Raw genomic sequence first — 24308 nt, 5'->3', positions numbered from 1 at the left:
GAATCTCTAGATTCCGGGTTCGGTCCTGCGGACCGCCCCGGAATGACAGTTGTATCAGGCGGCGGTGCGGCCGCCGTCGACGGTGTAAGCGGAACCTGAAACGTAGCTCGCTTCGTCGGAGGCCAGGAAAGCGACGATCGAGGCGACTTCGCTGGCGAGCCCGAGCCGGCGCGCCGGGATGCGGTCGACGATCTTCTCGACCGGCGGCGGCGCGTTGCCGCCGGAGCGGCCCTGCAGGATGGTGCTCAGCATCCGGCTCTCGATCATGCCGGGGCAGACGCAATTGACCCGCACGCCGGTGCCGCCGCACTCCCAGGCCGCGCTCTTGGTCAGTCCGATGACCGCGTGCTTGCTGGCGCTATAGACTGCGATCATCGGCGATCCCACCAGGCCCGCGATCGAGGCGGTGTTGATGATGCTGCCCTTGTTCTGCTTCAGCATGACGGGCAGCACGTGCTTCATGCCGAGGAAGACGCCGACCACGTTGACGTCGAGCACCCGGCGAAAACTCTCCAGCGAATATTCGGGGATCGGCTTGATGTCGCCCTCGATGCCGGCATTGTTGTAGAAGGCGTCGATGGTGCCGAAGCGGTCGACGGCGGCGCGGACATAGTCCTTCACCTCGTCCTCATCGGTGACGTCGGCAGTGATCGCGAGTGGTTCGGCCGAGGCGGGGAGGTCCTTGATGGCGGCGGCAAGATCGGCGCCCTTGCGGTCGACTGCGACAATCCGCGCGCCCCGTTCGGCGAGCAGGTGCAGGGTCGCGGTTCCGATGACGCCGGCAGCCCCGGTGACGACGGCGACCCGGCCATCGAGCCTGATGCGATCTGGCATGTTGGGTTTCCTCTGGCTGGTCCGGTTCAATCCGGATTTTCTCAGGTTTTCACGCGCTGCCGCGTGCCTTCAGCGTGAGCACTATCACACGTGCTCCCAACGGTGACCAGAGGCTGACGATGGCCCGGGGAGAGGTGGCCGGGTGCCCTTTCCCCGCCGTATTCGGCGTGTTAACCGGTGGCCTGCGAGCGGCCGATATCAAGGTAGACTGTCGCGAGCCCGATTCGCCCTTTAAAGCCGCGCGAGATGCTTCGAACCGTTGCCCTGACTGGCTTTGCGGCCTTGATTGCCGCCTCAACTATCTCGCTTGCGCCGCCCGCGCGCGCGCAGATCGGAACGATTTTCTCCGATCCCGCGCCGCGTCCGCCCGGCGCGATCCCGCGCGGCCAGGTGGCGCCGCCCAGCGACGACGACGAGGAAGTGCCGGAATTGCCGCGCGGCCGCCTGCTGCCGACGCAGCCACGCGCGTTGCCGCCAGGGCAGGCGGTGCCGCCGCCCGGCAGCGTGCAGTCGCAGCCCTTGGCGCCGCCGCCCGGTTCAACGGTTGCTCCGCCCGGGGTGGCCGTGCAGCCGCCGCAGCCCAATGGGCCCGCCGTTGCCAATACGCCGCCCGGAGCCAACCCTCTGCCGCCGGGGCAGCGTCCCAAGGGGGCGCCGCAAGCTGCGCCTCAGGGCGCGCCGGGCACCGCACCGCAGACGCCGGCCGCGTTGCAGCCCGGCGACGAGGTGGTGCAGGAACCGCCGTCGACCAAGATCACCAACAAGAAGGCGAGCTTCTCCGGCCTCGACAAGATCACCGGACGCATCATCAATTTCGACGAGGATATCGGCGAGACCGTGCAGTTCGGCGCGCTGCGGGTGAAGACCGATGCCTGCTACACGCGGCCGTCGACCGAAGCCGCCAACACCGATGCCTTCGTCGAGGTCGACGAGATCACGTTGCAGGGCGAGGTGAAGCGGATTTTCTCCGGCTGGATGTTCGCGGCGAGCCCCGGTCTGCATGGCGTCGAGCATCCGATCTACGACATCTGGCTGACCGACTGCAAAGGGCCGGACCAGACCATCGTGACCGCCGCGCCCGATCCGCCGAAGGCGCCGACGCCGCCTCCACCGCCGGCCCAGAAGCGCGCGCCGCCGAAGCAGGCCGCGCCGCGTCCGCCGCCGCAGCCGCTGCCGCAATACCAGCAGCAGCCGCCGCCTCCGCCGCCCCAGCAGCAGCGGCCGGGCGGGCTGTTCGGCGGATTGTTCGGGAATTAGTCGACACTGCGTAGCCCGGATGGAGCGAAGCGAAATCCGGGTTTCTCTCCGCGGAGAGACTTTCCCGGATTGCGCTTCCCCGGATTGCGCTCCGCTGCATCCGGGCTATGGCATCAGCTCAATTCAATTGCGCTCGGCGACGATCGCCAGCGCGTCGACGCCCTTGACCGGCTGTGTCGTGTCGAGCCTGCGGAAATCCGCCGGCGCGCCCGTGATCGCCTTGTCGAGCAGCGCGCGATAGCGGCGGCGGGAGATTTCGACCGCACCGAACGTCTTCAGGTGCTCGGTCACATATTGCGTGTCGAGCAGCTCGAACCCGCCGGCGATCAGCCGCGCCACCAGATGCACCAGCGCGACCTTCGACGCGTCGCGTTCGGTGTGGAACATGCTCTCGCCGAAGAAGGCGCGGCCGAGGCTGACGCCGTAGAGCCCGCCGACCAGATTGTCGTCCTGCCAGACCTCGACGCTGTGGCAATGGCCCGAGGCGTGCAGCCCGACATAGAGATCGCGGATGCGCTTGTTGATCCAGGTGTCGTCGCGGCCGGGCTGCGGCGCCGCGCAGCCGGCGATCACGGCCTTGAAGGCGGTGTCGACGGTGACGGTAAAAGCATCCGAGCGCACGGTGCGCGCCAGGCGTGAGGCGACACGGAAGCCGTCGAACGGGATCACGCCGCGCAATTCCGGCTCGACCCAGAACAGGGTCGGATCGTCGGCGCTCTCCGCCATCGGGAAGATGCCGCAGGCATAGGCGCGCAGCAGCACCTCGGGCGTGATCTCGGAGGAGGCGGAGTCGCGTGACGTCATGCCTGTCAAGATAGCAAAACGCGGGCGGTCTTGCGATGGGCCCGCCGCCATGGTCGCGACGTGTTGACGAAACGCGCCGGTTCTTCCACAAGCCGCGCCATTCGGCCGCAGTCACCCGAAACGGACTGCGCGGCCGTGCTACATTGCAACAAAAAGATGGCGGCGCCGCCCGGGACTTGATGGGGAATTGGCGGCTTGCACGCCCGACAATCAAAACACGTTGAGGGGGACGCTGCATGAAGTGGTCATGGCGGACGTTTGCGCCGCTGCTGGTCTGGCTGGTGATCTATCTGGTTCCGGTGCCATCAGGGCTGAACGCCAATCAGTGGCACTATTTTGCGGTGTTCGCCGCGGTCATCACCGGACTGATCCTCGAATCGATGCCGGTCGGCGCGGTGGGCCTGATCGGCCTGACGGTCGCGGGCGTCGGCGGCTATGTCGAGCCCGATCCGAACAAGTCGCTGCGCTGGATGCTCGGCGGCTTTTCCGAAAGCACGGTGTGGCTGATCGTCGGCGCCTTCGTGTTCTCGATCGGCTATCGCAAGAGCGGGCTCGGCCGCAGGTTGGCGCTGCTGCTGGTGCGCGGGCTCGGCCGCCGCACCATCGGGCTCGGCTATGCGGTGGCGTTCTCCGATCTGGTGCTGGCGCCGGCGACGCCGTCCAACACTGCGCGCTCGGGCGGCACGATCTATCCGATCGTCAGCAACATCCCGCGCATCTATGGCTCGGAGCCGGGGCCGACCGCGGGCAAGATCGGCACCTTCGTGATGTGGACGGCGTTCGCGACCACCGCGGTCACCAGCTCGCTGTTCCTGACCGCGCTGGCACCGAATGCCGCCGCGCTCTCGATCGCCAAGAAGCTCGTCAATATCGAGGTCGGCTGGTCGCAATGGTTCATCGGCTTCGCGCCGCTCGGAATCCTGTTGCTGCTCGTGGTGCCGCTGCTGAGCTACGTCGTGTGCCGGCCGGAGATCAAGGCGAGCCCGGAGATCGTGACCTGGAGCGAGGGCGAACTCGCCAAGATGGGGCCGCCGTCGCGGCACGAATGGATCATGGCGGTGCTGGTCCTGCTCGCGATGTTCCTGTGGATCTGCGGCTCCAATCCCAATATCAGCGTGCCGCTGCTCGGCGCGAACTTCATCAACGCGACCACGGTGGTGTTCGTCGTGATCTCGCTGATGCTGCTGACCGGCGTAATCGGCTTCGAGGACATCGTCGCCGAGAAGAGCGCGTGGGAGGTGTTCTTCTATTTCACCTCGCTGCTCACGCTGTCGTCGGGCCTCAACGAGATCGGCTTCATCAAATGGGTCGCCGAAGGCTATGCGAAGCCGCTCGCCGGCACGTCGCCGCTGGTCGGGATGATCCTGCTCGTCACCTTCTTTTTCTGGATCCACTATTTCTTCTCGAGCATCACTTCGCATACCGCAGCCGTGCTGCCCGTGGTGCTCGCCGTCGGCTCCAGCATTCCCGGCCTGTCGGTGCAGACCCTGATGCTGCTCTGCGTCTATTCGCTCGGGCTGATGGGCGTGATCTCGCCCTACGCCACGGGACCGGCGCCGATGTATTACGGCAGCGGCTATATCGGCAAAGGCGACTTCTGGAAGTTCGGGTTGATCTTCGGCCTGATCTACTTTGCCGGATTGTTGCTGATCGTGTTGCCCTGGCTACAGACGATCGGGTAAAATAGCCACAATCCAGCGAGAAATAGCGGCCGACGGGGAGGGAGGGCTATCCTTTCCGATTCTTAACGCGCTTTGTCGGACGGAAGCGTTCAAAATGCTTTCTCGGATGTGGGGCGCGCGGATTTCAGGGGACACATAGAGCCGCGCGAGCTCGTTCGTGTTTCTTCGTGGGCAGGTTATGGACCAGCAGATCAAAGACCCGTCGATCATCGCACCTGGACCAGTCAGGCGAGCGTCGCGTTGGCCGGGGATTCTGACAGGATGTCTCGTGCTGGCGGTGCTTGCCGGCATCGTCTGGTGGACGCGGCAGCAGGCCGCGCCACAGCAGGCCGGAGGCGGGCGCAACGCCGGGCCGATGTCGATCGTGCCGGAGACGGTCGGCAAGGGCGATATCGGCGTCAGCCTGAATGCGCTCGGCACCGTGACGTCGCTCGCGACCGTGACGATCAGGAGCCAGATCAGCGGCTACCTGATGAAGATCGATTTCAAGGAGGGCGATGAGGCCAAGAAGGGTGACCTGATCGCCGAGATCGATTCGCGGCCTTACGAGGCGACGCTGGCGCAGGCGAAGGGCACGCTGGCGCGCGACGAGGCGCAGCTCAAGGGTGCGCAGGTCGACCTCACGCGCTACCAGGGCCTCGCCACCCAGAACGCGGTGCCGCACCAGACGCTGGACACCCAGATCGCGCTGGTCGCGCAGTATCAGGGCACGGTGGAAGCCGACCGTGCCTCCGTGAAATCGGCTGAAGTGAACTTGGCGTATTGCCACATCGTGTCGCCGATCAACGGCCGCGTCGGACTGCGCCAGGTCGACCTCGGCAATTACGTGACGCCGGGCGACACCAACGGCCTCGTCGTGATCACGCAGCTCGAGCCGATCAGCGTGCTGTTCACGCTGCCCGAGGACAATCTGCAGGCGGTGAAGAAGCGACTGAAGGAGGGCGCCGTGATGCCGACGGCGGCCTATGACCGCAGCGGCGCCAACAAGCTCGCCGACGGATCGCTGCAGACCTTCGACAGCCAGATCGATGCGACCACCGGCACGATCAAGCTGCGCGCGCAGTTCGAGAACGGCGATCGCACGCTGTATCCGAACCAGTTCGTCAACGTCCGCCTGCTGCTCGATACCCACAAGGACGCCACCACGATGTCGACCGCCGGCATCCAGCGCGGCGTCCCCGGCACCTTCGTCTATCTCGTGAACGCCGACAGCACGGTCTCGGTGCGGCCGGTGAAGATCGGCGTCACCGACGGCGACCGTGTCGAGGTGCTGTCGGGGCTGGTGCCCGGCGATCGCGTCGTGATCGACGGTGCCGACAAGCTGCGCGAGGGCGCTAAGATCGTGGTGCGTTCCGCCGCCGACGCCGCGAACCCGGCCGCTGCGGCCAAGGGGGATGCCAAGGGTGCCGCGAACGGGACTGCGAAGGGTGACGGCAAGGACGGCACCGATCCCGGCGGCGGCCACCACAAGCGGTCCGAGGACGGGCAGAAGAAATGAACCCGTCGCGGCCATTCATCCTGCGGCCGGTGGCGACGACCCTGCTGATGATCGCCATCATGCTGTCGGGCATGCTGGCGTTCCGCTTCCTGCCCGTCGCGGCGCTGCCCGAGGTCGACTATCCGACCATCCAGGTGCAGACCTTCTATCCGGGCGCCAGCCCCGACGTGATGACCTCGTCGGTGACCGCGCCGCTCGAGGTGCAGTTCGGCCAGATGCCGAATTTGAACCAGATGAGCTCGGTGAGCTCGGCCGGCTCCTCCGTCATCACGCTGCAATTCGGCCTGTCGATCTCGCTCGACGTCGCCGAGCAGGAGGTGCAGGCCGCGATCAACGCCGCCGGCAATCTGTTGCCGACGGACCTGCCGGCCCCGCCGATCTACGCCAAGGTCAATCCGGCTGACGCGCCGATCCTGACGCTTGGCCTGACCTCGAAGACCATGCCGCTGACCCAGGTGCAGGACTTCGTCGACACAAGGCTGGCGCAGAAGATCTCGCAGCTGCCCGGCGTCGGCCTCGTCAGCATCAGCGGCGGCCAGCGCCCTGCGGTGCGGATCCAGGCCGACATCCGCAAGCTCGCGGCCTACGGGCTGAACATCGACGATCTCCGCACCACGCTCGGCAACGCCAACGTCAATACGCCGAAGGGCAATTTCGACGGCGCGATGCGCGCCTATACCATCAATGCCAACGACCAGATCCGCAACGCCAGCGACTACCGCTCGCTGATCATCGCCTACAAGAACGGCTCGCCGGTCCGCCTCAGCGACGTCGGCAACGTCGTCGACGGCGCGCAGAACGACAAGCTCGGCGCCTGGATGAACGAGACGCCGGCGATCATCCTCAACATCCAGCGCCAGCCCGGCGCCAACGTCATCTCGGTCGTGCAGGGCATCAAGGACCTGCTGCCGCAGCTGCAAGCCACACTGCCGGCCGCGATCGACCTCAACATCCTGACCGACCGGACCATCACGATCCGGGCCTCGGTGCGCGACGTCGAATACGAACTGTCGCTGGCTGTGATCCTGGTCGTGCTGGTCATCTTCGTGTTCCTGCGCTCGACCCGGGCCACGCTGATCCCGAGCCTGTCGGTGCCGCTGTCGCTGGTCGGCACGCTCGGCGCGATGTATCTGTTCGGCTTCAGCCTCAACAACCTGTCGCTGATGGCGCTGACGATCGCGACCGGCTTCGTGGTCGACGACGCCATCGTCGTGATCGAGAACATCTCGCGCTACATCGAGGAGGGCGAATCTCCGCTCGAGGCGGCGCTGCGCGGCTCCGAGCAGATCGGCTTCACCATCATCTCGCTGACGGTATCGCTGATCGCGGTGCTGATTCCGCTGCTGTTCATGGGCGACGTGGTCGGCCGCCTGTTCCGCGAGTTCGCCATCACGCTGTCGGTCACGATCCTGATCTCCGCCGTGGTGTCGCTGACGCTGGTGCCGATGGCCTGCGCCAAACTGCTGAAGCCGGAGAGCATGGCGCGCGAGAACACCTTCCAGCGGCTCAGCCGGGAAGGCTTCGATCATGTCATCGCGATCTACGGCCGGATGCTGAACTGGGTGCTCGATCGCCAGACCTTCGTGCTGCTGATTGCGCTCGCCACCTTTGGCCTGACCGCGCTGCTTTACGTCGTGATCCCCAAGGGCTTCTTCCCGGTGCAGGACACCGGCGTGATCCAGGCGATCTCCGAGGCGCCGCAATCGGTGTCCTATGCGGCGATGGCCGAGCGGCAGCAGCGGCTCGCCAGCGCGATCCTCAGAGATCCTGACGTCGAGAGCCTATCGTCGTTCATCGGCGTCGACGGCACCAACACCACGCTCAACAGCGGCCGCATCCTGATCAACCTGAAGCCGCACGAGCAGCGCAAGGCCAATGTGTCGACGGTGATGGACCGGATCAAGGCGAGCACCGCGGAACTGACCGGCATCGCGCTCTACATGCAGCCGGTGCAGGACCTCACCATCGAGGGCACGGTGAGCCGCACGCAGTATCAATTCATCCTGCAGGACGCCGATCCGAACGAGCTCGCGGAATGGACGCCGAAGCTGGTCGACAAGCTCCGCGAATTGCCCGAGCTCAGCGACGTCACCAGCGATATCTCGGCGCAGGGGCTGTCGGTGTTCGTCGACATCGACCGCGACCAGGCGGCGCGGTTCGGCATCACGCCGGCGACGATCGACAACGCGCTGTACGATTCCTACGGCCAGCGCATCGTCTCGACCGTCTTCACCAACTCGAACCAGTATCGCGTCATCCTCGAGGCCGATCCGTCGCTGCAGAATTCGCTGGATTCGCTGTCGTCGATCTACCTGCCGTCATCGGTGGGCACGACGCCGGTGCCGCTGTCTGTCATGGCCAAGATGCGGGTGGAGACCGCGCCGCTGCAGGTCTCGCATCTTGGCCAGTTCCCGTCGGCAACCGTCTCGTTCAACCTCGCGCCGGGCGCCTCGCTCGGCGGCGCGGTGGCCGCGATCAAGCAGGCGCAGGCCGACATCAACCAGCCGCTCGGCATGATCACGAGCTTCCAGGGCGCGGCGCTGGCCTTCCAGTCCTCGCTGTCCAATCAGCTGTTCCTGATCCTGGCGGCGATCATCACGGTCTATATCGTGCTCGGCGTGCTCTACGAGAGCTTCATCCATCCGCTGACCATCCTCTCGACGCTGCCGTCGGCCGGCATCGGCGCGTTGCTGGCGCTGATGATGGCGGGGCAGGATCTGACGATCATCGCGATCATCGGCATCATCCTGCTGATCGGCATCGTGAAGAAGAACGCGATCATGATGATCGACTTCGCGCTCGATGCCGAGCGCAACGAGGGCAAGCCGCCGCGGGAGGCGATCTACCAGGCCTGCCTGCTCCGGTTCCGGCCGATCATCATGACGACGATGGCAGCCGTGCTCGGCGCGCTGCCGCTGATGATCGGCAGCGGCGCCGGCTCCGAACTCAGGCATCCGCTCGGCATCTCGATCGTCGGCGGCCTCCTGGTGAGCCAGCTGCTGACCCTGTTCACGACGCCGGTGATCTATCTCTGGTTCGATCGACTGGCGCTGCGGTTCGCCGGGCGGGCGGACGCGGTCGGCGAGGCGAGCGGGTCGCGTTGAGCCATGGGTCCGTCAACGCCATTCATCCGTCGGCCGGTCGCCACCACGCTGTTGACCTTCGGGCTTGCGGCGGCCGGCATCGTGGCGTTCTTCAAGCTGCCGGTGTCGCCGCTGCCGGCAGTGGATTTTCCGACCATCTCGGTGCAGGCGACGCTGCCCGGCGCCAGCCCCGAGGACGTCGCGACCACGGTGGCAAGCCCGCTGGAGCGGCATCTCGGCCAGATTGCCGACGTCAGCGAGATGACGTCGTCGAGTTCGGTCGGGCAGACCCGGATCACGCTGCAGTTCAACCTCAACCGTGACATCGACGGCGCGGCGCGCGACGTGCAGGCCGCGATCAATGCGGCGCGGGCCGATCTGCCGACCAGCCTGCGCAGCAATCCGACCTACCGCAAGGTCAATCCGGCCGACGCGCCGATCCTGATCCTGACCTTGACGTCCGACACGCTGACGCGCGGCGATCTCTATGATGCGGCCTCCACGGTGCTGGCGCAGAAGCTGTCGCAGGTCGAGGGCATCGGCCAGGTCGTGGTGGGCGGCAGCTCGCTCCCTGCCGTCCGCGTCGATCTGATCCCGCAGGCGCTCTACAAATACGGCATCGGCCTGGAAGACGTGCGCGCGGCGCTGTCGAACGCCAACGCCCACAGCCCCAAGGGCGGCATCGATGTCGGCGAGCAGCGCTACCAGGTCTACGCCAACGACCAGGCCAACAAGGCCGACGATTACCGGTCGCTGATCGTGGCCTACCGCAACGGTGCACCGGTCCATCTCTCCGACGTCGGCGAGGTGGCCGACGGCGTGGAAAATCTGCGCAATGCCGGGTTGGCCGACGGCAAGCCGGCCGTGCTGGTCATCCTCTACCGCCAGCCCAACGCCAACATCATCTCGACCGTCGACCTGGTGAAGGCGCTGATGCCGCAGCTGCAGGCGTCGGTGTCGCCGGCGATCGACATCGGCCTTGCGGTGGACCGCTCGACCACCATCCGTACCTCGCTCAGGGATGTCGAGCGAACGCTGATCCTCGCGGTGCTGCTGGTGGTCATCGTGGTGTTCGCGTTCCTGCGCAGCGCACGCGCCACCTTCATCCCGGTGGTCGCGGTCTCGGTGTCGCTGGTCGCGACCTTCGGGGCGATGTACCTGTTCGGTTACAGCCTCGACAATCTGTCATTGATGGCGCTGACCGTGGCGACCGGCTTCGTGGTCGACGACGCCATCGTGGTGCTGGAGAACGTCACCCGATACATCGAGCAGGGCCTGAGCCCGCTCGAGGCGGCGCTGAAGGGCGCCAACGAGGTCGGCTTCACCGTGCTGTCGATGAGCATCTCGCTGATCGCGGTGTTCATCCCGATCCTGATGATGTCGGGCATCATCGGCCGCCTGTTCCGCGAATTCGCCGTGACGATCTCGATTTCGATCCTGATCTCGCTGGCGGTCTCGCTGGCGACGACGCCGATGATGTGCGCGGTGCTGCTGCGGCCGCACAGCGGTGGTCACGGCAAGCTCTATCAGCTCAGCGAACGCTTCTTCGATGCGATGCTGGGCTTCTATCGAAGGACGCTGACCGGCGCGCTCGAACATCCGCTGAGCGTCGTGCTGATCTTCTTCGTCACGATCGCCCTGACCGGCTATCTCTACGTCGTGATCCCGAAGGGCTTCTTTCCGCAGCAGGACACCGGCCGGCTGGTCGGCTCGATCCAGGCCGACCAGAGCGTGTCGTTCCAGCTGATGCAGCAGAAGCTCGCGCAGTTCGTCGGCATCATCAAGCGCGATCCGGCTGTTGAGACCGTGGTCGGCTTCACCGGCGGCGGGCAGACCAATTCCGGCTTCGTGTTCGTGTCGCTGCGGCCGCTCGATCAGCGCAAGCTCGGCGCCGACGGCGTGATCGCGCGGCTGCGCCGCCAGATGTCGGTGGTGCCCGGCGCGACCCTGTTCCTGCAAGCGGTGCAGGACATCAGGGTCGGGGGCAGGGCGTCGAACGCGCAGTATCAGTATACGCTCCAGGGCTCGACGCTGGAGGAGCTCAACGATTGGACGCCGAAGATCGCGGCAGCCTTGCAGCGCGATCCGAACCTCGCCGACGTCAACAGCGACCAGCAGAACAAGGGCCTGGAGTCCGACCTCGTGATCGACCGCGACGCCGCAGCGCGGCTCGGCATCACGGTCAGCCAGATCGACAATACCCTCTACGACGCCTTCGGCCAGCGCCAGGTGTCGACGATCTATGTCGCGCGCAACCAGTACCACGTCATCATGGAGGTGGCGCCACGCTACTGGCAGAACCCGGAGACGCTGAAGGACGTCTATATCAGCACCTCGGGCGCATCGGTCGGCGGGTCGCAATCGACCAACGCGGTGGCGGGCACCGTGGTGGCGCCGGGAACCTCGAGCGCAACCAGTTCGGCCAACGCCCAGGCCGCGCGCAACCAGGCCACCAATTCGATCGGCTCGACCGGGAAGGGCGCGGCCTCGACCGGGTCGGCGGTCTCGACCAGCAGCGAGACCATGATCCCGCTCTCGGCGGTCGCGGCCTTCAAGCAGGGCGCCACGCCGCTGGCGGTCAATCACCAGGGCCTGCTGGTCGCCAACACCATCTCGTTCAACCTGCCGCCGAACGTGTCGCTGAGCACCGCGGTCACCAGCATCGAGGCGACCATGAACCGGATCGGCGTCCCGGCGACGATCCGGGGCACCTTCCAGGGCTCCGCCAAGGCCTTCCAGGACTCGCTCAACAACCAGCCGTTCCTGATCCTGGCCGCGATCATCACGATCTACATCGTGCTCGGCGTGCTCTATGAGAGCTACGTCCATCCGCTGACCATCTTGTCCACACTGCCTTCGGCAGGTGTGGGCGCCTTGCTGGCGCTGATGGCATTCAAGACCGAGTTCAGTATCATGGCGCTGATCGGCGTCATCCTGCTGATCGGCATTGTGAAGAAGAACGCCATCATGATGATCGACTTTGCACTCGAGGCGGAACGCGGGCGCGGGCTCGAGCCGCTCGAGGCGATCAGGGAGGCCAGCCTGTTGCGCTTCCGTCCGATCATGATGACGACGATGGCCGCGCTGCTCGGCGCCGTGCCGCTGGCGATCGGCATGGGCGACGGCGGCGAGCTGCGGCAGCCGCTCGGCATCGCCATCGTCGGCGGCCTGATCCTGAGCCAGGTCCTGACGCTCTACACGACGCCCGTGATCTATCTCTATCTCGACCGCTTTCGCCTTTGGGCCCTGCGCGTTCGCCGCGGCGGCGCCATGCGGATGCCGGGCTCCTCACTTCAACCGGGCGCGTAAATGCCGACAGGTGCAGCGTTGCGAAGTCTTGAAATATTGCGAAAGCCGGTCCGGTTCCTGCGCGGGGCGGCGCTCGTCGGCCTCGGCCTCGGGCTGGGCGTCGGCCTGTCCGGCTGCATCCCCGGGGTGGAGAAACCCGAGCTCAGTCTCGAAGTGCCGGCGAGCTACAAGACCGCGGCCAAGGGCGATGCGGACGCGGCCGTTCCGGCGCTGGCCTGGTGGCGCGGCTTCCGCTCGACGGAGCTGACCGGGCTGATGGAATCCGCGCAGCTCTACAATCTCGATATCGCGGTGGCGATCGCCCAGATCGTGCAGGCCGACGCCCAGGTCGGGGTGTCCGGCGCCGCGCTGCTGCCGTCGATCTCCGGATCGGCGAATGCCGAGAGCCAGCGGGTGGCGGCGGGATCGAGTTCGTCGCTCGCCGCGGGCAGCACGTTCTCGCAGTACAGCCTCGGACTGAGCGCGAGCTACATCGTCGATTTCTGGGGCAAGAACCGCGCGACGCTGTCGGCCTCGGAAGAGAGCGCCACCAGCGCCCGCTACAATCGCGAGGTGGTCGCGCTCACCACCATGGCGACGGTGGCCAATACCTATTTCCAGGTGCTGGCCGCACAGGATCAGATCAAGGTCACCCGCCGCAACCTGGCGGCGGCCGAGCGCATCCTGGCTTTGATCAAGTCGCAATTCGCCGGCGGCACCGCCTCGCAGCTCGACCTGTCGCAGCAGGAGGCGCTGGTCGCCACGCAGCGTGCCGCGATCCCGCCGCTCGAGGTGACGGTCGGGCAGAACACCGCGGCGCTCGCGGTGCTGGTGGCGCGGGCGCCGGCCGATTTCAAGGTCCGCGGCGGCAGTACCACGCAGATCGCCGTACCGCGGGTCACGCCCGGGCTGCCGTCGGAACTGCTCTACCAGCGGCCTGACGTCCGTCAGGCCGAAGCGCAGCTCGCGTCCTCCAATTTCAGCGTCGATGCGGCGCGCGCGGCGTTCTTCCCGCAGATCCAGCTGACCGGCACCACCGGCTTCCAGAGCGCGGCGCTGGCCTCGCTGTTCGCGCCGGGCGCCTGGTACTACACGCTGGCCGCCGGCCTGACCCAGCCGCTGTTCGACGGCTTCCTGCTGGAGAGCCAGTTCAAGCTCGCCAAGGGCCAGCAACTGCAATACCTGCAGACCTATCGCAAGGCCGTGTTGTCGGCCTTCGCCGATGTCGAGAAGGCGCTGATCGCGTTGCAGAAGTACACGTTGCAGGAGCGCCTGCAATCCGACGTCGTCGCCGCCTCGCGCAAGGCATTCGAGGTCGCCGAGACGCAATTGCGTGGCGGCACGGTCAATCTCATCACGGTGCTGCAGGCGCAGCAGACGCTGTTCACCGCCGAAAACAATCTGGTCACGGTCAGGCTCAACAAGCTGCTGGCGGCGAGCAGCCTGTTCCAGGCGCTCGGCGGCGGCTGGACGCCCGCCGGCACGCTCGCGGCGGCAGTGCCATGAGGTCGGTCATGCAGCGGTTCGTCACAGCTTCCGTCATGACCCTCATCGTCGCGCTGGGCGCGCCTGCCGGCACGGCCCACGCGCAGCAGCGGCCACCCAACAGCGTTCCGCTGGCCTTCGGCATGAGTGCCGACCAGGCCAGCCAGTCGCTCGGTGTTCCCTTGAATTACGTTCGCGGCACGCGGGGCAACGAGCTGTTCGTGGCGCTGCCCAATGTCAGGGGCAGCGTGCTGTCGCGGCGGAGCGACGGGCTCTATCTGCAATTCGGCAAGGGGCGCCTGATCGCCTGGAAAGGCGACTGGGGGACCAATCCGCAATGAGGACCTGGACGATGACCGCCACCAGAGCACTGATCGCCTGCGCCGCCATCGCGCTTGGCACGGCTGCTGCCTCTGCCCAGGACCTGGCGCCGCAACGGCCGCTGCGCTACGGCAGCACCGGGGGAGCGTATTTCGACGGCAGGAATGACGATCGCGATTTCCGCAGCAACGGCTCGTTTCCGGGCAGCTTTGCCGCCGATCCCTTCAGCGCGGGCTTCGGCGCGGCCGGCCTGTTCGGCTCGACGCCCTATCACTCGGCGCAGCCGTATCCCTCGCAGGTGATCTTCGGCACGCCATGTCAGGATTGCCGGCCGTATCGCACGCGGCGGCACCGCGACCGGCACGATTGAGGCGTTCGGGGAGGCACGTGACGCTAGCCTCTGAGCAGCAGGTCGTCGATGATGCGCCGCTTCATCCAGCCGACCTTGTCGATGATCTCGCGGCGCAGCGTGTCTTTTTCCATCTCATATTCATCGTGTGCGATGTCGCGATCACCGGAGGCGACGATTCCGAACGTCTCGAGCAGGGCATTGTGCCGCGCCTTCCATTCGATCACATGCTCGATCATGGTCTGCGTCACGGCCGGGAGGAAGCCGGGATGTCCGGCCAGGCCGCATGACGCCGTGGTCTGCGGATCTGACGCCAGCATGATCACGTTCCACTCGTCGTAGCCGATCAGATCCATCTGCGCGTAGAGAAACGCGCCATGCGGCCCGTCCCAGATCTTCTGGTCGATGACCAGGAACGGCACCGCGTTGCAGTGGCCGTGGCGCGCCGTCATGTCGCGGTTGAAGGCCTCGGTGCGCTCCTGTAGCCGCTTGTTGGCCGCGGCGAACACGGCGAGCCGATTGTCCGCCGTCGGCGCGATGCTGCCGGCGTCGTCAGGCGCGAAACCGGCATCACGCAGCATCGGCCCGATCCGCGGATCGTCCCATTGCTTCTTGTGAAACGCAGGCGCCGCGACGTCGCGGTTCGGTGCCGGACGCTCGGGCTCCTTGAGCGCGCCCAAGGTCTCCTGCTTCTTTCCGAAAACCACCCTGCGCCCGAACATGTCTGCCGTTCCTGCCAAGTTGGGGGAAAAGCCTGGCAAACAATGCCGAGATTTCCCTTAATGGGTCAGGGCCGGCGGCCGCGATCGAGCAACAGGGTGACGCAGCCGTTAAGGGCAACGCGACAAATCGATCAATCCGGCTAGCTCGCGGCGGCGCTTGTCGATTTAGCCAGGGCCGGGCTGACGCGGGCGAACCGCACCACGAAGCGGGTGCCGTTGTGGGCCGGGTCGCGCTCGACGCTGGCGTCGAGCTTGGCGGCCATCGCCGCGACGATGCGCTGGCCCATGCCGGTGCCGCGCGGGTCGGCCTTGTCGGAATAGCCCACGCCTTCATCACTGATCGCGAGCTGCACGTCGTCGCCCTGCGGCTTCAGCTCGACATGGATCGGGCCGGCGCCGTCCGGATAGGCGTATTTCACGGCGTTCATCACCAGCTCGTTGACGATGATGCCGATCGCGACGGCGCGGTCGGGATCGATCTCGACCGGGGCGGCGTTGAGCGTCAGCCGCGACATCTTGTTGCCCTCGGCCGATCGCCTGAGATCCTCGAGCAGCGCTTCGAGATACTGGTTGAGCATCACCGTCTTGAAATCGTGCGAGGTGTAGAGGCGGCGGTGCACCTGCGCGACGGCGGCGACCCGACCCATCGCATTGGTCAGCGCTGCCTTGACGTCCTGCTGGCTCGCGGAGTTGGCCTGCAGATGCAGCAGCGAGGCGATGATCTGCAACGAATTGCCGACGCGATGGTTGACCTCGCGGAGCAGGACCTCGCGCTCTGCGGCCAGCGCGGCGTAGCGGTCGCGCGAGGCATGCACCTCGGCCTCGGCTTCGTCGCGTGCCCTCTGGATCTCGGCCTGACGGATCGCGCCGTTCACCGCGACCTGGAGCAGGGGGATGAAGTCGCCCCTAACGTCCTTGACCAGATAGTCCGCCGCACCGGCCTTCAGCGCGGTGACGGCGATCGCCGAATCCTGCGAGGCGGTGACGAACACCACCGGCGGGGCGTCGGCAATCTTGAGGATCTGCTCCAGCGTCTCCAGCCCGTCGAGGCCCGGCATGACCTGATCGAGCGCGATGACGTCGATGCCGCCCTGGGCAAGCCGGTCGAGACCCTCCTGACCGCTTGCGGCGTGCACGACCTTGTAGCCCGCGCGCGTCAGCCCGCGTTCGACCAGGCGCGCCAGCGCCGCGTCGTCGTCGATATAGAGCAGTGTCGGCGTTGCGCTGGTCATAGCGAAGCTGGCGGCACCTGAATCACGGAAAAGAACAGGCCAAGCTGGCGAATGGCGTTGGCAAAGCTTTCGTAGTTCACCGGCTTGGTGATGTAGACGTTGCACCCGAGTTCGTAGCAACGCTTGATCTCCTGGCTGTCGTCGGTCGTGGTCAGCACGACCACCGGCGTCGACTTGAGATGCTTGTTCTCCTTGACCCGCTTCAGAATATCGATGCCGGTCATGTCAGGCAGATTGAGATCAAGCAGGATGAGCAGGGCCTGGCCCTTGCGCTCGACCGCGCTGCCATCCTTGCCGAACAGGTAGTTCACCGCCTCTGTACCGTTGCTGAACGGGACGATCTCATTGTTGACACCTGAGCGCCGGATATTCCGCTCAATCAGGCGGGCATGGCCCTCGTCGTCCTCGATCATGATGATGGTGACTGGATCGCTCATGATGCCTTATCCCGGTTCTTGCTTAAGTTCTTGTCTGACCATTTGATAGGCAGCGTGATCGTGAACGTGCTGCCGTTGTGAAGTTCCGATGCTACCGACATGGTGCCGCCCAGTCTGCGCACAAGTGCGCGGACATGGGCAAGTCCGATGCCCTGGCCGGGCTTGTCCTGGGTTCCGGCGCGGCGGAACAGATCGAAGATGCGCTGATGGTCCTTCGGATCGATGCCGCGGCCGTTGTCGGCGACCTCGAAGATCGCAAAGCCCAGCTTGGTGCGGCCCTCGATCGAGATCTCGCCGGGAACGCCGTCCCTGAGGTACTTCAGCGCATTGTCGATCAGGTTGGAGAAGATCTGCTCCAGCGCGAGGCGATCGCTGACGATATTCGGCAGCGTGCCGACCTCGACGGTCGCATTGGCCTCGACCGCCTGATGGGCGACTGTCTTGACGATGCCGTCGATCAGCTCGCGCAGATCGATCCGCTCCGGCTTGAACTCACGGCGGCCCTCGCGGGTCAGATTGAGGATCGCGCTGATCAGGCGGTCCATCTTGGCGATCGACGATTTGATGAAGCCGATCGATTCGTTGAAGTCGTCGGACAGCTGCTTGTCGGAGCCTTCGAGCTCGGGCTCGGCCACGTCGGTGGCGTCTTCCGGCATCGCCGGTGCCAGCGACGCGGTGCGATTGAGCGTGGCGATGCGCTTGAAGATGTCGCCGCGCAGCTCCTCAAGCTCGCTGGTGAAGCCCATGATGTTGACCAGCGGCGAGCGCAGATCGTGGCTGACGATATAGGCGAAGCGCTGGATCTCCTCGTTGGCCTCGCGCAGGTCCGCGGTGCGCTCGTCGACGATGGTTTCGAGGTTGACGTTGCTGTCGCGCAGCTTGGCCTCGGCCTCGTCGCGCGCCCGCGAGGAGTGCCGCAGCAGCACGACCGAGAGGGCGGCGAGCGCCAGCACCATGCAGGAGCCGGCGATGGTGACGGACGACGCCAGCACCTGGGTCCTGTCAGCGGTTGCGGTGCGCATCGCCAGCAGGCGATCCTCCTCGGCGCGCATGTCGCGGCCGATCCGCGTGATCGCCTCCGTCGCATCGCCCGACGTACCCTTGCGCAGGACGTCGATGCTGGTCGCCGTGTCGTTGTTCTGGACCCGCTCGATGCTGAGGGTGAAGTCGGCCAGCCGCTGTTCGACGGCGGCCTTCAGCCTCGCGGCGTTGGCGACCTGCACCGGATTATCGACGGTCATCATCTGCAGATGACCGAGCGTGGCCGGGAGGCCCGCGGCGGCAGACTGGTATTCTGACAGGTATTGCGGTGCCGACGTCAGCAGATACGCCCGGGTCGCGCTTTCGGCGCGCCTGACGTCAAACAGCAGATTGGCAACCGCGTTCTCGACCTCGACCGTGTGGACGACCAGGGCGTTGTCCTCGCGCGCCTTGTTGACCAGCAGGACCGAGGCCACGCTGATCGCGACCAGCACGAAAAATCCCGCCGAGAGCAGCAGGACCTGTAGGGTAGAGCGGCGTCGTGAAACTGCTGTCACGACGGTCTCTTTACCGGAGTGGGATTCAATGCGTCCCCGTGGAAAGCCAATACCCCTATAGTACGTTTGGAGCCGCGGCTGGGTTCCACAGGTTCCGAACTATTTAGGGGCGTCGGCGGGGTGGCCGGCGAGATACTGCTCCAGCCAGTGGATATGATAGTCGCCTTCGATGATGTCGGGCTCGCGCACCAATGCGCGAAACAGCGGCAGCGTCGTCTCGATCCCGTCGACCACCATCTCGTCCAGCGCCCGGCGCAGCCGCATCAGGCATTCGCCACGGGTCTTGCCGTGCACGATCAGCTTGCCGACCAGCGAATCGTAATAGGGCGGAATCACGTAGCCCTGATAGACGGCGGAATCGATCCGCACGCCGAGGCCGCCGGGCGGATGGAATTGCGTGATCCGGCCGGGCGAGGGACGGAAGGTCTGCGGGTTCTCCGCGTTGATGCGGCATTCGATGGCGTGGCCGATGATCGCGATGTCGCTCTGCCTCGCCGGCAGATCGCCGCCGGCGGCAATCCGGATCTGCTCCAGCACCAGATCGATATCGGTGATGCTTTCGGTGACGGGATGCTCGACCTGGATACGGGTGTTCATTTCGATGAAATAGAACTCGCCGTCCTCGTAGAGGAATTCGATGGTGCCGACGCCGAGATACTTCATGTCCCGCATCGCCTTGGCGCAGGTCTCGCCGATCCTGGCGCGCGCGGCCGCCGCGAGCACGGGCGAGGGACCTTCCTCCCAGACCTTCTGGTGGCGGCGCTGCAGCGAGCAATCGCGCTCGCCGAGATGGATGGCGCCGCCGCGGCCGTCGCCGAGAACCTGGATCTCGATGTGGCGCGGCTTCTGCAGGTACTTCTCCAGATAGACCGAGGCGTCGCCGAACGCCGACTTGGCCTCGTTGGCCGCGGTCGAGAGCGCCAGCGCAAGATCGGCCTCGGTGTGCGCGACTTTCATGCCGCGGCCGCCACCGCCGGCCGCCGCCTTCACCAGCACCGGGAAGCCGATCTCCTTGCCGATCGCGAGCGCATCGGCCTCCGAGGTCACTGCGCCGTCCGAGCCTGGCACCACGGGGATGCCGAGCCGCTTGGCGGTCTTCTTGGCTTCGATCTTGTCGCCCATCAGGCGGATGTGCTCGGCCTTCGGTCCGATGAAGCCCAGATTGTGGTCGGCGAGGATCTCGGCGAAGCGCGCATTCTCGGACAGGAAACCGTAGCCGGGATGCACGGCGTCGGCGCCGGTGATCTCGCAGGCGGCGAGCAGCGCCGGTATGTTGAGGTAGGAGTCCTTCGACGGCGGCGGGCCGATGCACACGCTCTCGTCGGCGAGCCGTACATGCATGGCATCGGCATCGGCGGTGGAATGCACCGCGACGGTTGCGATGCCGAGTTCCTTGCAGGCGCGCAGCACGCGAAGCGCGATCTCGCCGCGATTGGCTATGAGGATCTTGTCGAACATGGCGCCTCAGGGGAGCGAGTAGCGAATGGCGGGCGGCGAATGGTGACGCGGCATTCTATTCGCCATTGGCCCGTCGCCATTCGCGTCTACTCTATGATTACGAGCGGCTCGCCGAATTCGACGGGCTGGCCGTCCTCGACGAGGATCTGCGTCACGGTGCCGGCGCGCGGCGACGGGATCTGGTTCATCGTCTTCATCGCCTCGATGATCAGAAGCGTCTGGCCGGCCGAGACTTTGGTGCCGACTTCAATGAACGGCTTGGCGCCAGGCTCGGGCGACCAATAGGCGGTGCCGACCATCGGCGAGGGCACGGCGCCCGGATGCTTGGCAAGGTCGGTCGCAGCGGCGACGGCGGCAGCCGGCACCGCGACCGGTGCGGCAACCGCGTGCATGGCCGACGGAACGGAGGCCGCGATGCTGATGTTGCGGGCGACCCGGACGCGCAGGCCGGCGCGCTCGATCTCGATCTCGGTCAGATTGGTCTCGGCAAGCAGAAGCGCAAGCTCGCGAATGAGCACGCTGTCGTCGCTCTTGGAGTCGCTTTTGGACTTTGCGGCTGATTTGTCGTCTGGCTGGCGCGCCATGTTGTTTGATCCGAAATCTCTGTCTGGTGACGGGGAACGTCAGGATTGACGATTAACTCTTTGCCTTGGCATCGGTCCTGGCATCGCTCTTGGCGCCGATCTTGGTGGCAAGGCCGATGATCGCGAGCCGGTAACCGTCGATGCCGAAGCCGCAAAGCGACGCGAAGGCGGCTTTAGCAGTGAACGAGTGGTGCCGGAAGCTCTCGCGGGCGTGGATGTTGCTGACATGGACCTCGACGGCGGGAATCTTGACCGCGACCAGCGCGTCATGCAGCGCGATCGAGGTATGGGAGTAGCCACCGGCGTTGATGATGATGCCGACGGCCTTCTTGGCGTGGGCCTCATGGACGAAGTCGATCAGCTCGCCCTCGCGGTTGGACTGGCGGCAATCGGCGGTCAGTCCGAACGAGCGCGCGGTGTCCGCGCACAGCTTCTCGACGTCGGCGAGGGTGGCGTGGCCATACGTCTCCGGCTCGCGCGTCCCCAAGAGGTTGAGGTTCGGGCCGTTCAGCACATAGATCGTTCCGGCAGCAGCCATTCCAGGGGGTTCCGGGCGAGGGGTGGAGTGGGCGGGGTTATAGGTAACAACCGGCCGCAGGGGAAGTCTTTAGGTGAAATCGGAACGTCTTCAATAGCTTCTCGCGGGCTGTTAGGTAGTTGCCCTAACCTACGGAAATTGCTGATTAACCAAACTTCACGGAAGACGCGGTGGCGCAATGCCTAAGCCCGCCATCCACCGGGGACTGCGGGGCAGGGGCGAATGCAAAACCCCGCCCCCTGGAGGGGCGGGGTTGGGATTGCGGCGAGGGCGCGCATGGCGTCCTCGGGCCGAGGCCGGTTAGCCCTCGATGATGTAGACGATCTCGTGGGTCTCCGGCTGCACGATGATGTAGCGGCCCTTGACCAGGATGAAGTCATAACCGCGCCACTGCGGGTAGATCGACACGACCCGCTCCGGCAGCGGATAGAAGTGCACATCAGCCGGGACGCGGGTGCCGATCGCCACGTTGAAGTTCGCATTCGTGACTTCGGTGACGTGCTCCGACTTGATCGCGGTCGAGATCTCGGTGCGCTTCTCGGCCGGCGGAGCCGCGGTGGCCGACGTCGCCGCGTTGCCCGTCGTGGTCTGGGTGCGGCTGGAGTCGTTGGTCTGCGCGCGGTTGGTGTTGTCGGCCGGGTTCTTGGTCTGAGCGTTCTGGTTGGTGGTGGCGCCGCTCTTGTCGCGGCTCTCGGCGGCGTTGTTGCGATCGCGGCCCTCACGGGTTTCCGCGTTCATCTTGCCGCTCTTGTCACGCTCCTCGGCCTTCATGTTCCCGCTCTTGTCGCGGCCCTCGGCCTTCATGTCCTTCGAGCTCTCCCGGGAGCCCTTGGTGGCCTCGTTCTCCGAGCTCATGCCCTTCGACCTTTGGGTGCTGTCCTCCGCACCCTTGGTGGCCGTGCCCGACTTCTCGGACTCAGCGCCCTTCGTGCTCGGGGACTGACCGGTCGTCGAATGCTCGGAACCCTTCATGCCACCCGAATCGTGCTGCATCGCGCCGGACGACGCGCCACCGGACGGGGCGCTGTGCTGCATGCTCGCGCCGCCGCCAGCCCCGGACTCCTTGTTGGCGCCGCCGACGCCCTGTGCATTCGCGAAACCAGTGCCGGCGAGCAGCGCCGCCGCAGCAACAGAAATCAGAAAGCGGTTTGTCATCATAGTCCTCCTCGTTATTCAGCATTGCCCGCGCCGACAACGAGAGAGGATGTGCGATGTTCCTGTTGATTTACGGTTCCCTGCACTTGGTATCCTATGTGAACGCGCGATGAACGCGCGCGCTTGTCAGCCGCAGGCCCAGTCGAACTCCATGCTCGCAAGATCGAGCTGGCCGTTGCCGCCGCCGAAATTGAAGCCGCCGAAATGCTCTTCGATCTCGAGATAGGTCGCGCTGAATTTCGGCGTCCATTGGTTCGGAAACATCGTGCCGCCGAGATGGTTGCGGCCGTGCAACCGTTCGAGACCGTGCGCGCTGCCGTGCTCGCCGTAAGGTGCGATGTAGTCGCCGAGCTCACCCTTGTGCAGCAGATGATCGCGCGGCGGCTTGCCGACGTTGGGGTCGCCGTTGCGCGCCGTCAGCGCGATTCCGTAAGCATGGTGTCCGCTCTCGGGGATTTGGCCGAATAGGCGATACCAGTACGTCTTCTCCAGCTCCTCGATCCGCGTGGTGCGGCCGACATGGACGTCGAACGCCGTGCGCGCCGCGCCCTTCACCAGCCAGCGCGGCGGCGGATTGGCGTCCAGCAATGGATTGCCGGCAAGCTCCGGCGGCTGGCACAGCGGTGCTGCGAACTCGCTCTCGGTGAGCCAGATCGCCGCGAAATTGTGGTCGATGATGTCCTGCATCCGAAACTCCATCGGATGGCGGTTCTGCCGATAGACGAAGTAGGGCAGCAGATTGCGATCTGCCGGACGCTCTGTCGTCTCGGCAGTGAGATATTGGGCGACCGCGTCGATCGCGACGGGTTCGTCATATTGCTGGTCGGCGAACATCGCGAGCGCGACATAGGCGTCGCCCGCGGCGCGATATTGCGCGGGAATCCGCAGTGTGAAGCAGTGCTGCATCGGAAAGCCGTCATGCGGGCTGAGCGGCCATTGCTCGCTGCGAATGCCTGCCGGCAGTCCGTAGCACCAGCCGTGATCGTGCTCGGTGCCGCGCTGTGGCGCCGTCTTCAGCAGTGTGAGGTCGTAGGCAAGATTTGGCGGGGCCAGGGGCATGGCGCGCGGGGTCCGTTTGTTGGTGACGGCCCTTGGTTGCGGCCCGCGCCGCACCGGTTCGATGCGCGAAATAAAAAATCCGGCCGCCTGGCAGCCGGATTTTGTTGAATGAACGCGGCTGGAGCGGCGATCAGCAGGTCGCCTTGCCGCAGCGGGCGATGCCGATCTTCTCCTTGAGATTGTCGACGCCGACCGCGCCGACCACGACCTGCTTGCCGATCACGTAGCTCGGCGTGCCGTTCATGCCCATGGATTCGGCGAGGCGGAAATTCTCCTCGATGGTCGCCTTGACCTCGGGGCTCGCCATGTCCTTCTCGATCTTCGCCATGTCGAGACCGACCTCCTTGGCGACCGCCAGCGCGCGCGCCTTGTCGGCGGCGCCGCGGCCGCCCAGCAGCTTCTGGTGAAACTCGAGATACTTCTTGCCGGTCGGATCCTGCATCCGCACGGCGACCGCGACCTGCGCGGCCTCGACCGAGCCCTGGCTCAGCACCGGGAATTCCTTCAGCACCACCTTCAGCTTCGGATCCGATTTCATCAGGTCCATCATGTCGGCCATCGCGCGCTTGCAGTAGCCGCAATTGTAATCGAAGAACTCGACGAAGGTGACGTCGCCGTCCTTGTTGCCGAGCATGACGCCGCGCGGCGAGTTGAAGATGGTGTCGGCGTTCTTGGCAACGCTCTGCTCGTGCTTCTCGGCTTCGGCGGCGGCCTGCCGCTTGCTGAGCTCGTTCATCGCCTCTTCGAGCACCTCGGGATGCGCGATCAGATAGTTGCGCACGATGGTCTCGATGTCGCCGCGCTGGGTGTCGTTGAAGCTCTGCGCGGACGCCGACAGCGGCGCGGCGCAGATGCCGAGCGCGAGCAGGGCAGGGGCAAGAAAACGAAGCGCTGGCATGGCGAAATCCTTGTTCGAGATGGCCCGAAATGCGGCTGAGCCGTGGGCCGGTTGCAGTGATCGTTGTATGGAACTACGGTTTATTT

20 protein-coding genes are annotated in these 24308 nt (G+C 65.6%); 8 read left to right on the top strand and 12 right to left on the bottom strand.

Annotated elements, in window-relative coordinates; translation table 11 throughout:
• Window positions 1-54: 54 nt before the first annotated feature.
• A complete protein-coding gene (locus tag ACVINW_RS32650) occupies window positions 55-834 on the bottom strand; it encodes an SDR family NAD(P)-dependent oxidoreductase (protein ID WP_456755070.1) in 780 nt (259 codons plus the stop codon).
• Window positions 835-1080: 246 nt separating this feature from the next.
• Here ACVINW_RS32650 and ACVINW_RS32645 point away from each other — a divergent pair, with 246 nt between their 5' ends.
• On the top strand, window positions 1081-2091 hold the full coding sequence (locus ACVINW_RS32645) for a DUF2155 domain-containing protein (RefSeq protein WP_456755069.1): 1011 nt from the start codon (window positions 1081-1083) through the stop codon (window positions 2089-2091).
• Window positions 2092-2214: 123 nt separating this feature from the next.
• Here ACVINW_RS32645 and aat read toward each other — a convergent pair whose 3' ends face one another.
• Window positions 2215-2895, bottom strand: coding sequence for a leucyl/phenylalanyl-tRNA--protein transferase (aat, locus tag ACVINW_RS32640; RefSeq protein WP_456755068.1), 681 nt, complete (start codon window positions 2893-2895; stop codon window positions 2215-2217).
• Window positions 2896-3131: 236 nt separating this feature from the next.
• Between aat and ACVINW_RS32635 the strand changes: the two genes are divergently transcribed.
• The 7 genes from ACVINW_RS32635 to ACVINW_RS32605 all read left to right on the top strand — a co-directional run bounded on the left by ACVINW_RS32635 (window position 3132) and on the right by ACVINW_RS32605 (window position 14622).
• A complete protein-coding gene (locus ACVINW_RS32635) occupies window positions 3132-4577 on the top strand; it encodes a DASS family sodium-coupled anion symporter (RefSeq protein WP_456755067.1) in 1446 nt (481 codons plus the stop codon).
• Between the two features lie 268 nt (window positions 4578-4845).
• Window positions 4846-6075 (top strand): MdtA/MuxA family multidrug efflux RND transporter periplasmic adaptor subunit, encoded by a 1230-nt coding sequence (locus ACVINW_RS32630; RefSeq protein WP_456755066.1) that lies wholly within the window; start codon window positions 4846-4848, stop codon window positions 6073-6075.
• The gene (locus ACVINW_RS32625) at window positions 6072-9179 is read left to right on the top strand and encodes an MdtB/MuxB family multidrug efflux RND transporter permease subunit (RefSeq protein ID WP_456755065.1); all 3108 of its coding nucleotides are present in this window, start codon (window positions 6072-6074) and stop codon (window positions 9177-9179) included. The genes ACVINW_RS32630 and ACVINW_RS32625 overlap by 4 nt, the downstream gene beginning before the upstream one ends.
• 3 nt (window positions 9180-9182) lie before the next feature.
• Entirely contained in the window at window positions 9183-12467 is a 3285-nt protein-coding gene (locus ACVINW_RS32620; RefSeq protein WP_456755064.1) for an efflux RND transporter permease subunit, read from the top strand.
• Window positions 12468-13952: an efflux transporter outer membrane subunit gene (locus ACVINW_RS32615; protein ID WP_456755063.1), complete on the top strand. Its 1485-nt coding sequence runs from the start codon at window positions 12468-12470 to the stop codon at window positions 13950-13952.
• An 8-nt stretch (window positions 13953-13960) separates the two neighbouring features.
• Window positions 13961-14272, top strand: coding sequence for a hypothetical protein (locus ACVINW_RS32610; protein ID WP_456755062.1), 312 nt, complete (start codon window positions 13961-13963; stop codon window positions 14270-14272).
• 11 nt (window positions 14273-14283) lie between these two features.
• Entirely contained in the window at window positions 14284-14622 is a 339-nt protein-coding gene (locus ACVINW_RS32605; RefSeq protein ID WP_456755061.1) for a BA14K family protein, read from the top strand.
• Between the two features lie 23 nt (window positions 14623-14645).
• Here ACVINW_RS32605 and ACVINW_RS32600 read toward each other — a convergent pair whose 3' ends face one another.
• From ACVINW_RS32600 to ACVINW_RS32555, 10 genes are all read right to left on the bottom strand, one after another.
• Window positions 14646-15323 carry a hypothetical protein gene (locus ACVINW_RS32600; protein ID WP_456755060.1) on the bottom strand — a complete coding sequence of 226 codons (678 nt, stop codon included), beginning with the start codon at window positions 15321-15323 and terminating at the stop codon, window positions 14646-14648.
• 140 nt (window positions 15324-15463) lie between these two features.
• Entirely contained in the window at window positions 15464-16555 is a 1092-nt protein-coding gene (locus tag ACVINW_RS32595; protein ID WP_456755059.1) for a sensor histidine kinase, read from the bottom strand.
• Window positions 16552-16992, bottom strand: coding sequence for a response regulator (locus tag ACVINW_RS32590; RefSeq protein WP_456755058.1), 441 nt, complete (start codon window positions 16990-16992; stop codon window positions 16552-16554). The genes ACVINW_RS32595 and ACVINW_RS32590 overlap by 4 nt, the downstream gene beginning before the upstream one ends.
• Window positions 16989-18530, bottom strand: a complete 1542-nt coding sequence (locus ACVINW_RS32585; RefSeq protein ID WP_456755057.1) for a sensor histidine kinase — start codon at window positions 18528-18530, stop codon at window positions 16989-16991. Before ACVINW_RS32585 ends, ACVINW_RS32590 begins: the two co-directional genes overlap by 4 nt.
• A gap of 99 nt (window positions 18531-18629) precedes the next feature.
• A complete protein-coding gene (gene accC / locus ACVINW_RS32580) occupies window positions 18630-19988 on the bottom strand; it encodes an acetyl-CoA carboxylase biotin carboxylase subunit (RefSeq protein WP_456755056.1) in 1359 nt (452 codons plus the stop codon).
• Between the two features lie 86 nt (window positions 19989-20074).
• Complete coding sequence (gene accB / locus ACVINW_RS32575; RefSeq protein ID WP_456755055.1) at window positions 20075-20572, bottom strand: acetyl-CoA carboxylase biotin carboxyl carrier protein; 498 nt, start codon at window positions 20570-20572, stop codon at window positions 20075-20077.
• A gap of 52 nt (window positions 20573-20624) precedes the next feature.
• Window positions 20625-21110 (bottom strand): type II 3-dehydroquinate dehydratase, encoded by a 486-nt coding sequence (gene aroQ, locus ACVINW_RS32570; RefSeq protein WP_456755054.1) that lies wholly within the window; start codon window positions 21108-21110, stop codon window positions 20625-20627.
• 300 nt (window positions 21111-21410) lie between these two features.
• Complete coding sequence (locus tag ACVINW_RS32565) at window positions 21411-22265, bottom strand: DUF1236 domain-containing protein (protein ID WP_456755053.1); 855 nt, start codon at window positions 22263-22265, stop codon at window positions 21411-21413.
• 126 nt (window positions 22266-22391) lie between these two features.
• On the bottom strand, window positions 22392-23324 hold the full coding sequence (locus ACVINW_RS32560) for a hypothetical protein (RefSeq protein ID WP_456755052.1): 933 nt from the start codon (window positions 23322-23324) through the stop codon (window positions 22392-22394).
• A gap of 130 nt (window positions 23325-23454) precedes the next feature.
• Window positions 23455-24222 carry a DsbA family protein gene (locus tag ACVINW_RS32555; RefSeq protein ID WP_456755051.1) on the bottom strand — a complete coding sequence of 256 codons (768 nt, stop codon included), beginning with the start codon at window positions 24220-24222 and terminating at the stop codon, window positions 23455-23457.
• Window positions 24223-24308 lie beyond the last annotated feature (86 nt).

The organism is Bradyrhizobium sp. USDA 4461 (assembly GCF_054055655.1).
This window is presented reverse-complemented; position numbering and strand designations above follow the sequence as displayed.

Coding starts and splice junctions, on each gene's coding strand:
- ACVINW_RS32650 (WP_456755070.1), bottom strand. CDS start 834: ATGCCAGATCGCATCAGGCTCGATGGCCGGGTCGCCGTCGTCACCGGG.
- ACVINW_RS32645 (WP_456755069.1), top strand. CDS start 1,081: ATGCTTCGAACCGTTGCCCTGACTGGCTTTGCGGCCTTGATTGCCGCC.
- aat (WP_456755068.1), bottom strand. CDS start 2,895: ATGACGTCACGCGACTCCGCCTCCTCCGAGATCACGCCCGAGGTGCTG.
- ACVINW_RS32635 (WP_456755067.1), top strand. CDS start 3,132: ATGAAGTGGTCATGGCGGACGTTTGCGCCGCTGCTGGTCTGGCTGGTG.
- ACVINW_RS32625 (WP_456755065.1), top strand. CDS start 6,072: ATGAACCCGTCGCGGCCATTCATCCTGCGGCCGGTGGCGACGACCCTG.
- ACVINW_RS32620 (WP_456755064.1), top strand. CDS start 9,183: ATGGGTCCGTCAACGCCATTCATCCGTCGGCCGGTCGCCACCACGCTG.
- ACVINW_RS32615 (WP_456755063.1), top strand. CDS start 12,468: ATGCCGACAGGTGCAGCGTTGCGAAGTCTTGAAATATTGCGAAAGCCG.
- ACVINW_RS32610 (WP_456755062.1), top strand. CDS start 13,961: ATGCAGCGGTTCGTCACAGCTTCCGTCATGACCCTCATCGTCGCGCTG.
- ACVINW_RS32605 (WP_456755061.1), top strand. CDS start 14,284: ATGACCGCCACCAGAGCACTGATCGCCTGCGCCGCCATCGCGCTTGGC.
- ACVINW_RS32600 (WP_456755060.1), bottom strand. CDS start 15,323: ATGTTCGGGCGCAGGGTGGTTTTCGGAAAGAAGCAGGAGACCTTGGGC.
- ACVINW_RS32595 (WP_456755059.1), bottom strand. CDS start 16,555: ATGACCAGCGCAACGCCGACACTGCTCTATATCGACGACGACGCGGCG.
- ACVINW_RS32590 (WP_456755058.1), bottom strand. CDS start 16,992: ATGAGCGATCCAGTCACCATCATCATGATCGAGGACGACGAGGGCCAT.
- accC (WP_456755056.1), bottom strand. CDS start 19,988: ATGTTCGACAAGATCCTCATAGCCAATCGCGGCGAGATCGCGCTTCGC.
- accB (WP_456755055.1), bottom strand. CDS start 20,572: ATGGCGCGCCAGCCAGACGACAAATCAGCCGCAAAGTCCAAAAGCGAC.
- aroQ (WP_456755054.1), bottom strand. CDS start 21,110: ATGGCTGCTGCCGGAACGATCTATGTGCTGAACGGCCCGAACCTCAAC.
- ACVINW_RS32565 (WP_456755053.1), bottom strand. CDS start 22,265: ATGACAAACCGCTTTCTGATTTCTGTTGCTGCGGCGGCGCTGCTCGCC.
- ACVINW_RS32560 (WP_456755052.1), bottom strand. CDS start 23,324: ATGCCCCTGGCCCCGCCAAATCTTGCCTACGACCTCACACTGCTGAAG.
- ACVINW_RS32555 (WP_456755051.1), bottom strand. CDS start 24,222: ATGCCAGCGCTTCGTTTTCTTGCCCCTGCCCTGCTCGCGCTCGGCATC.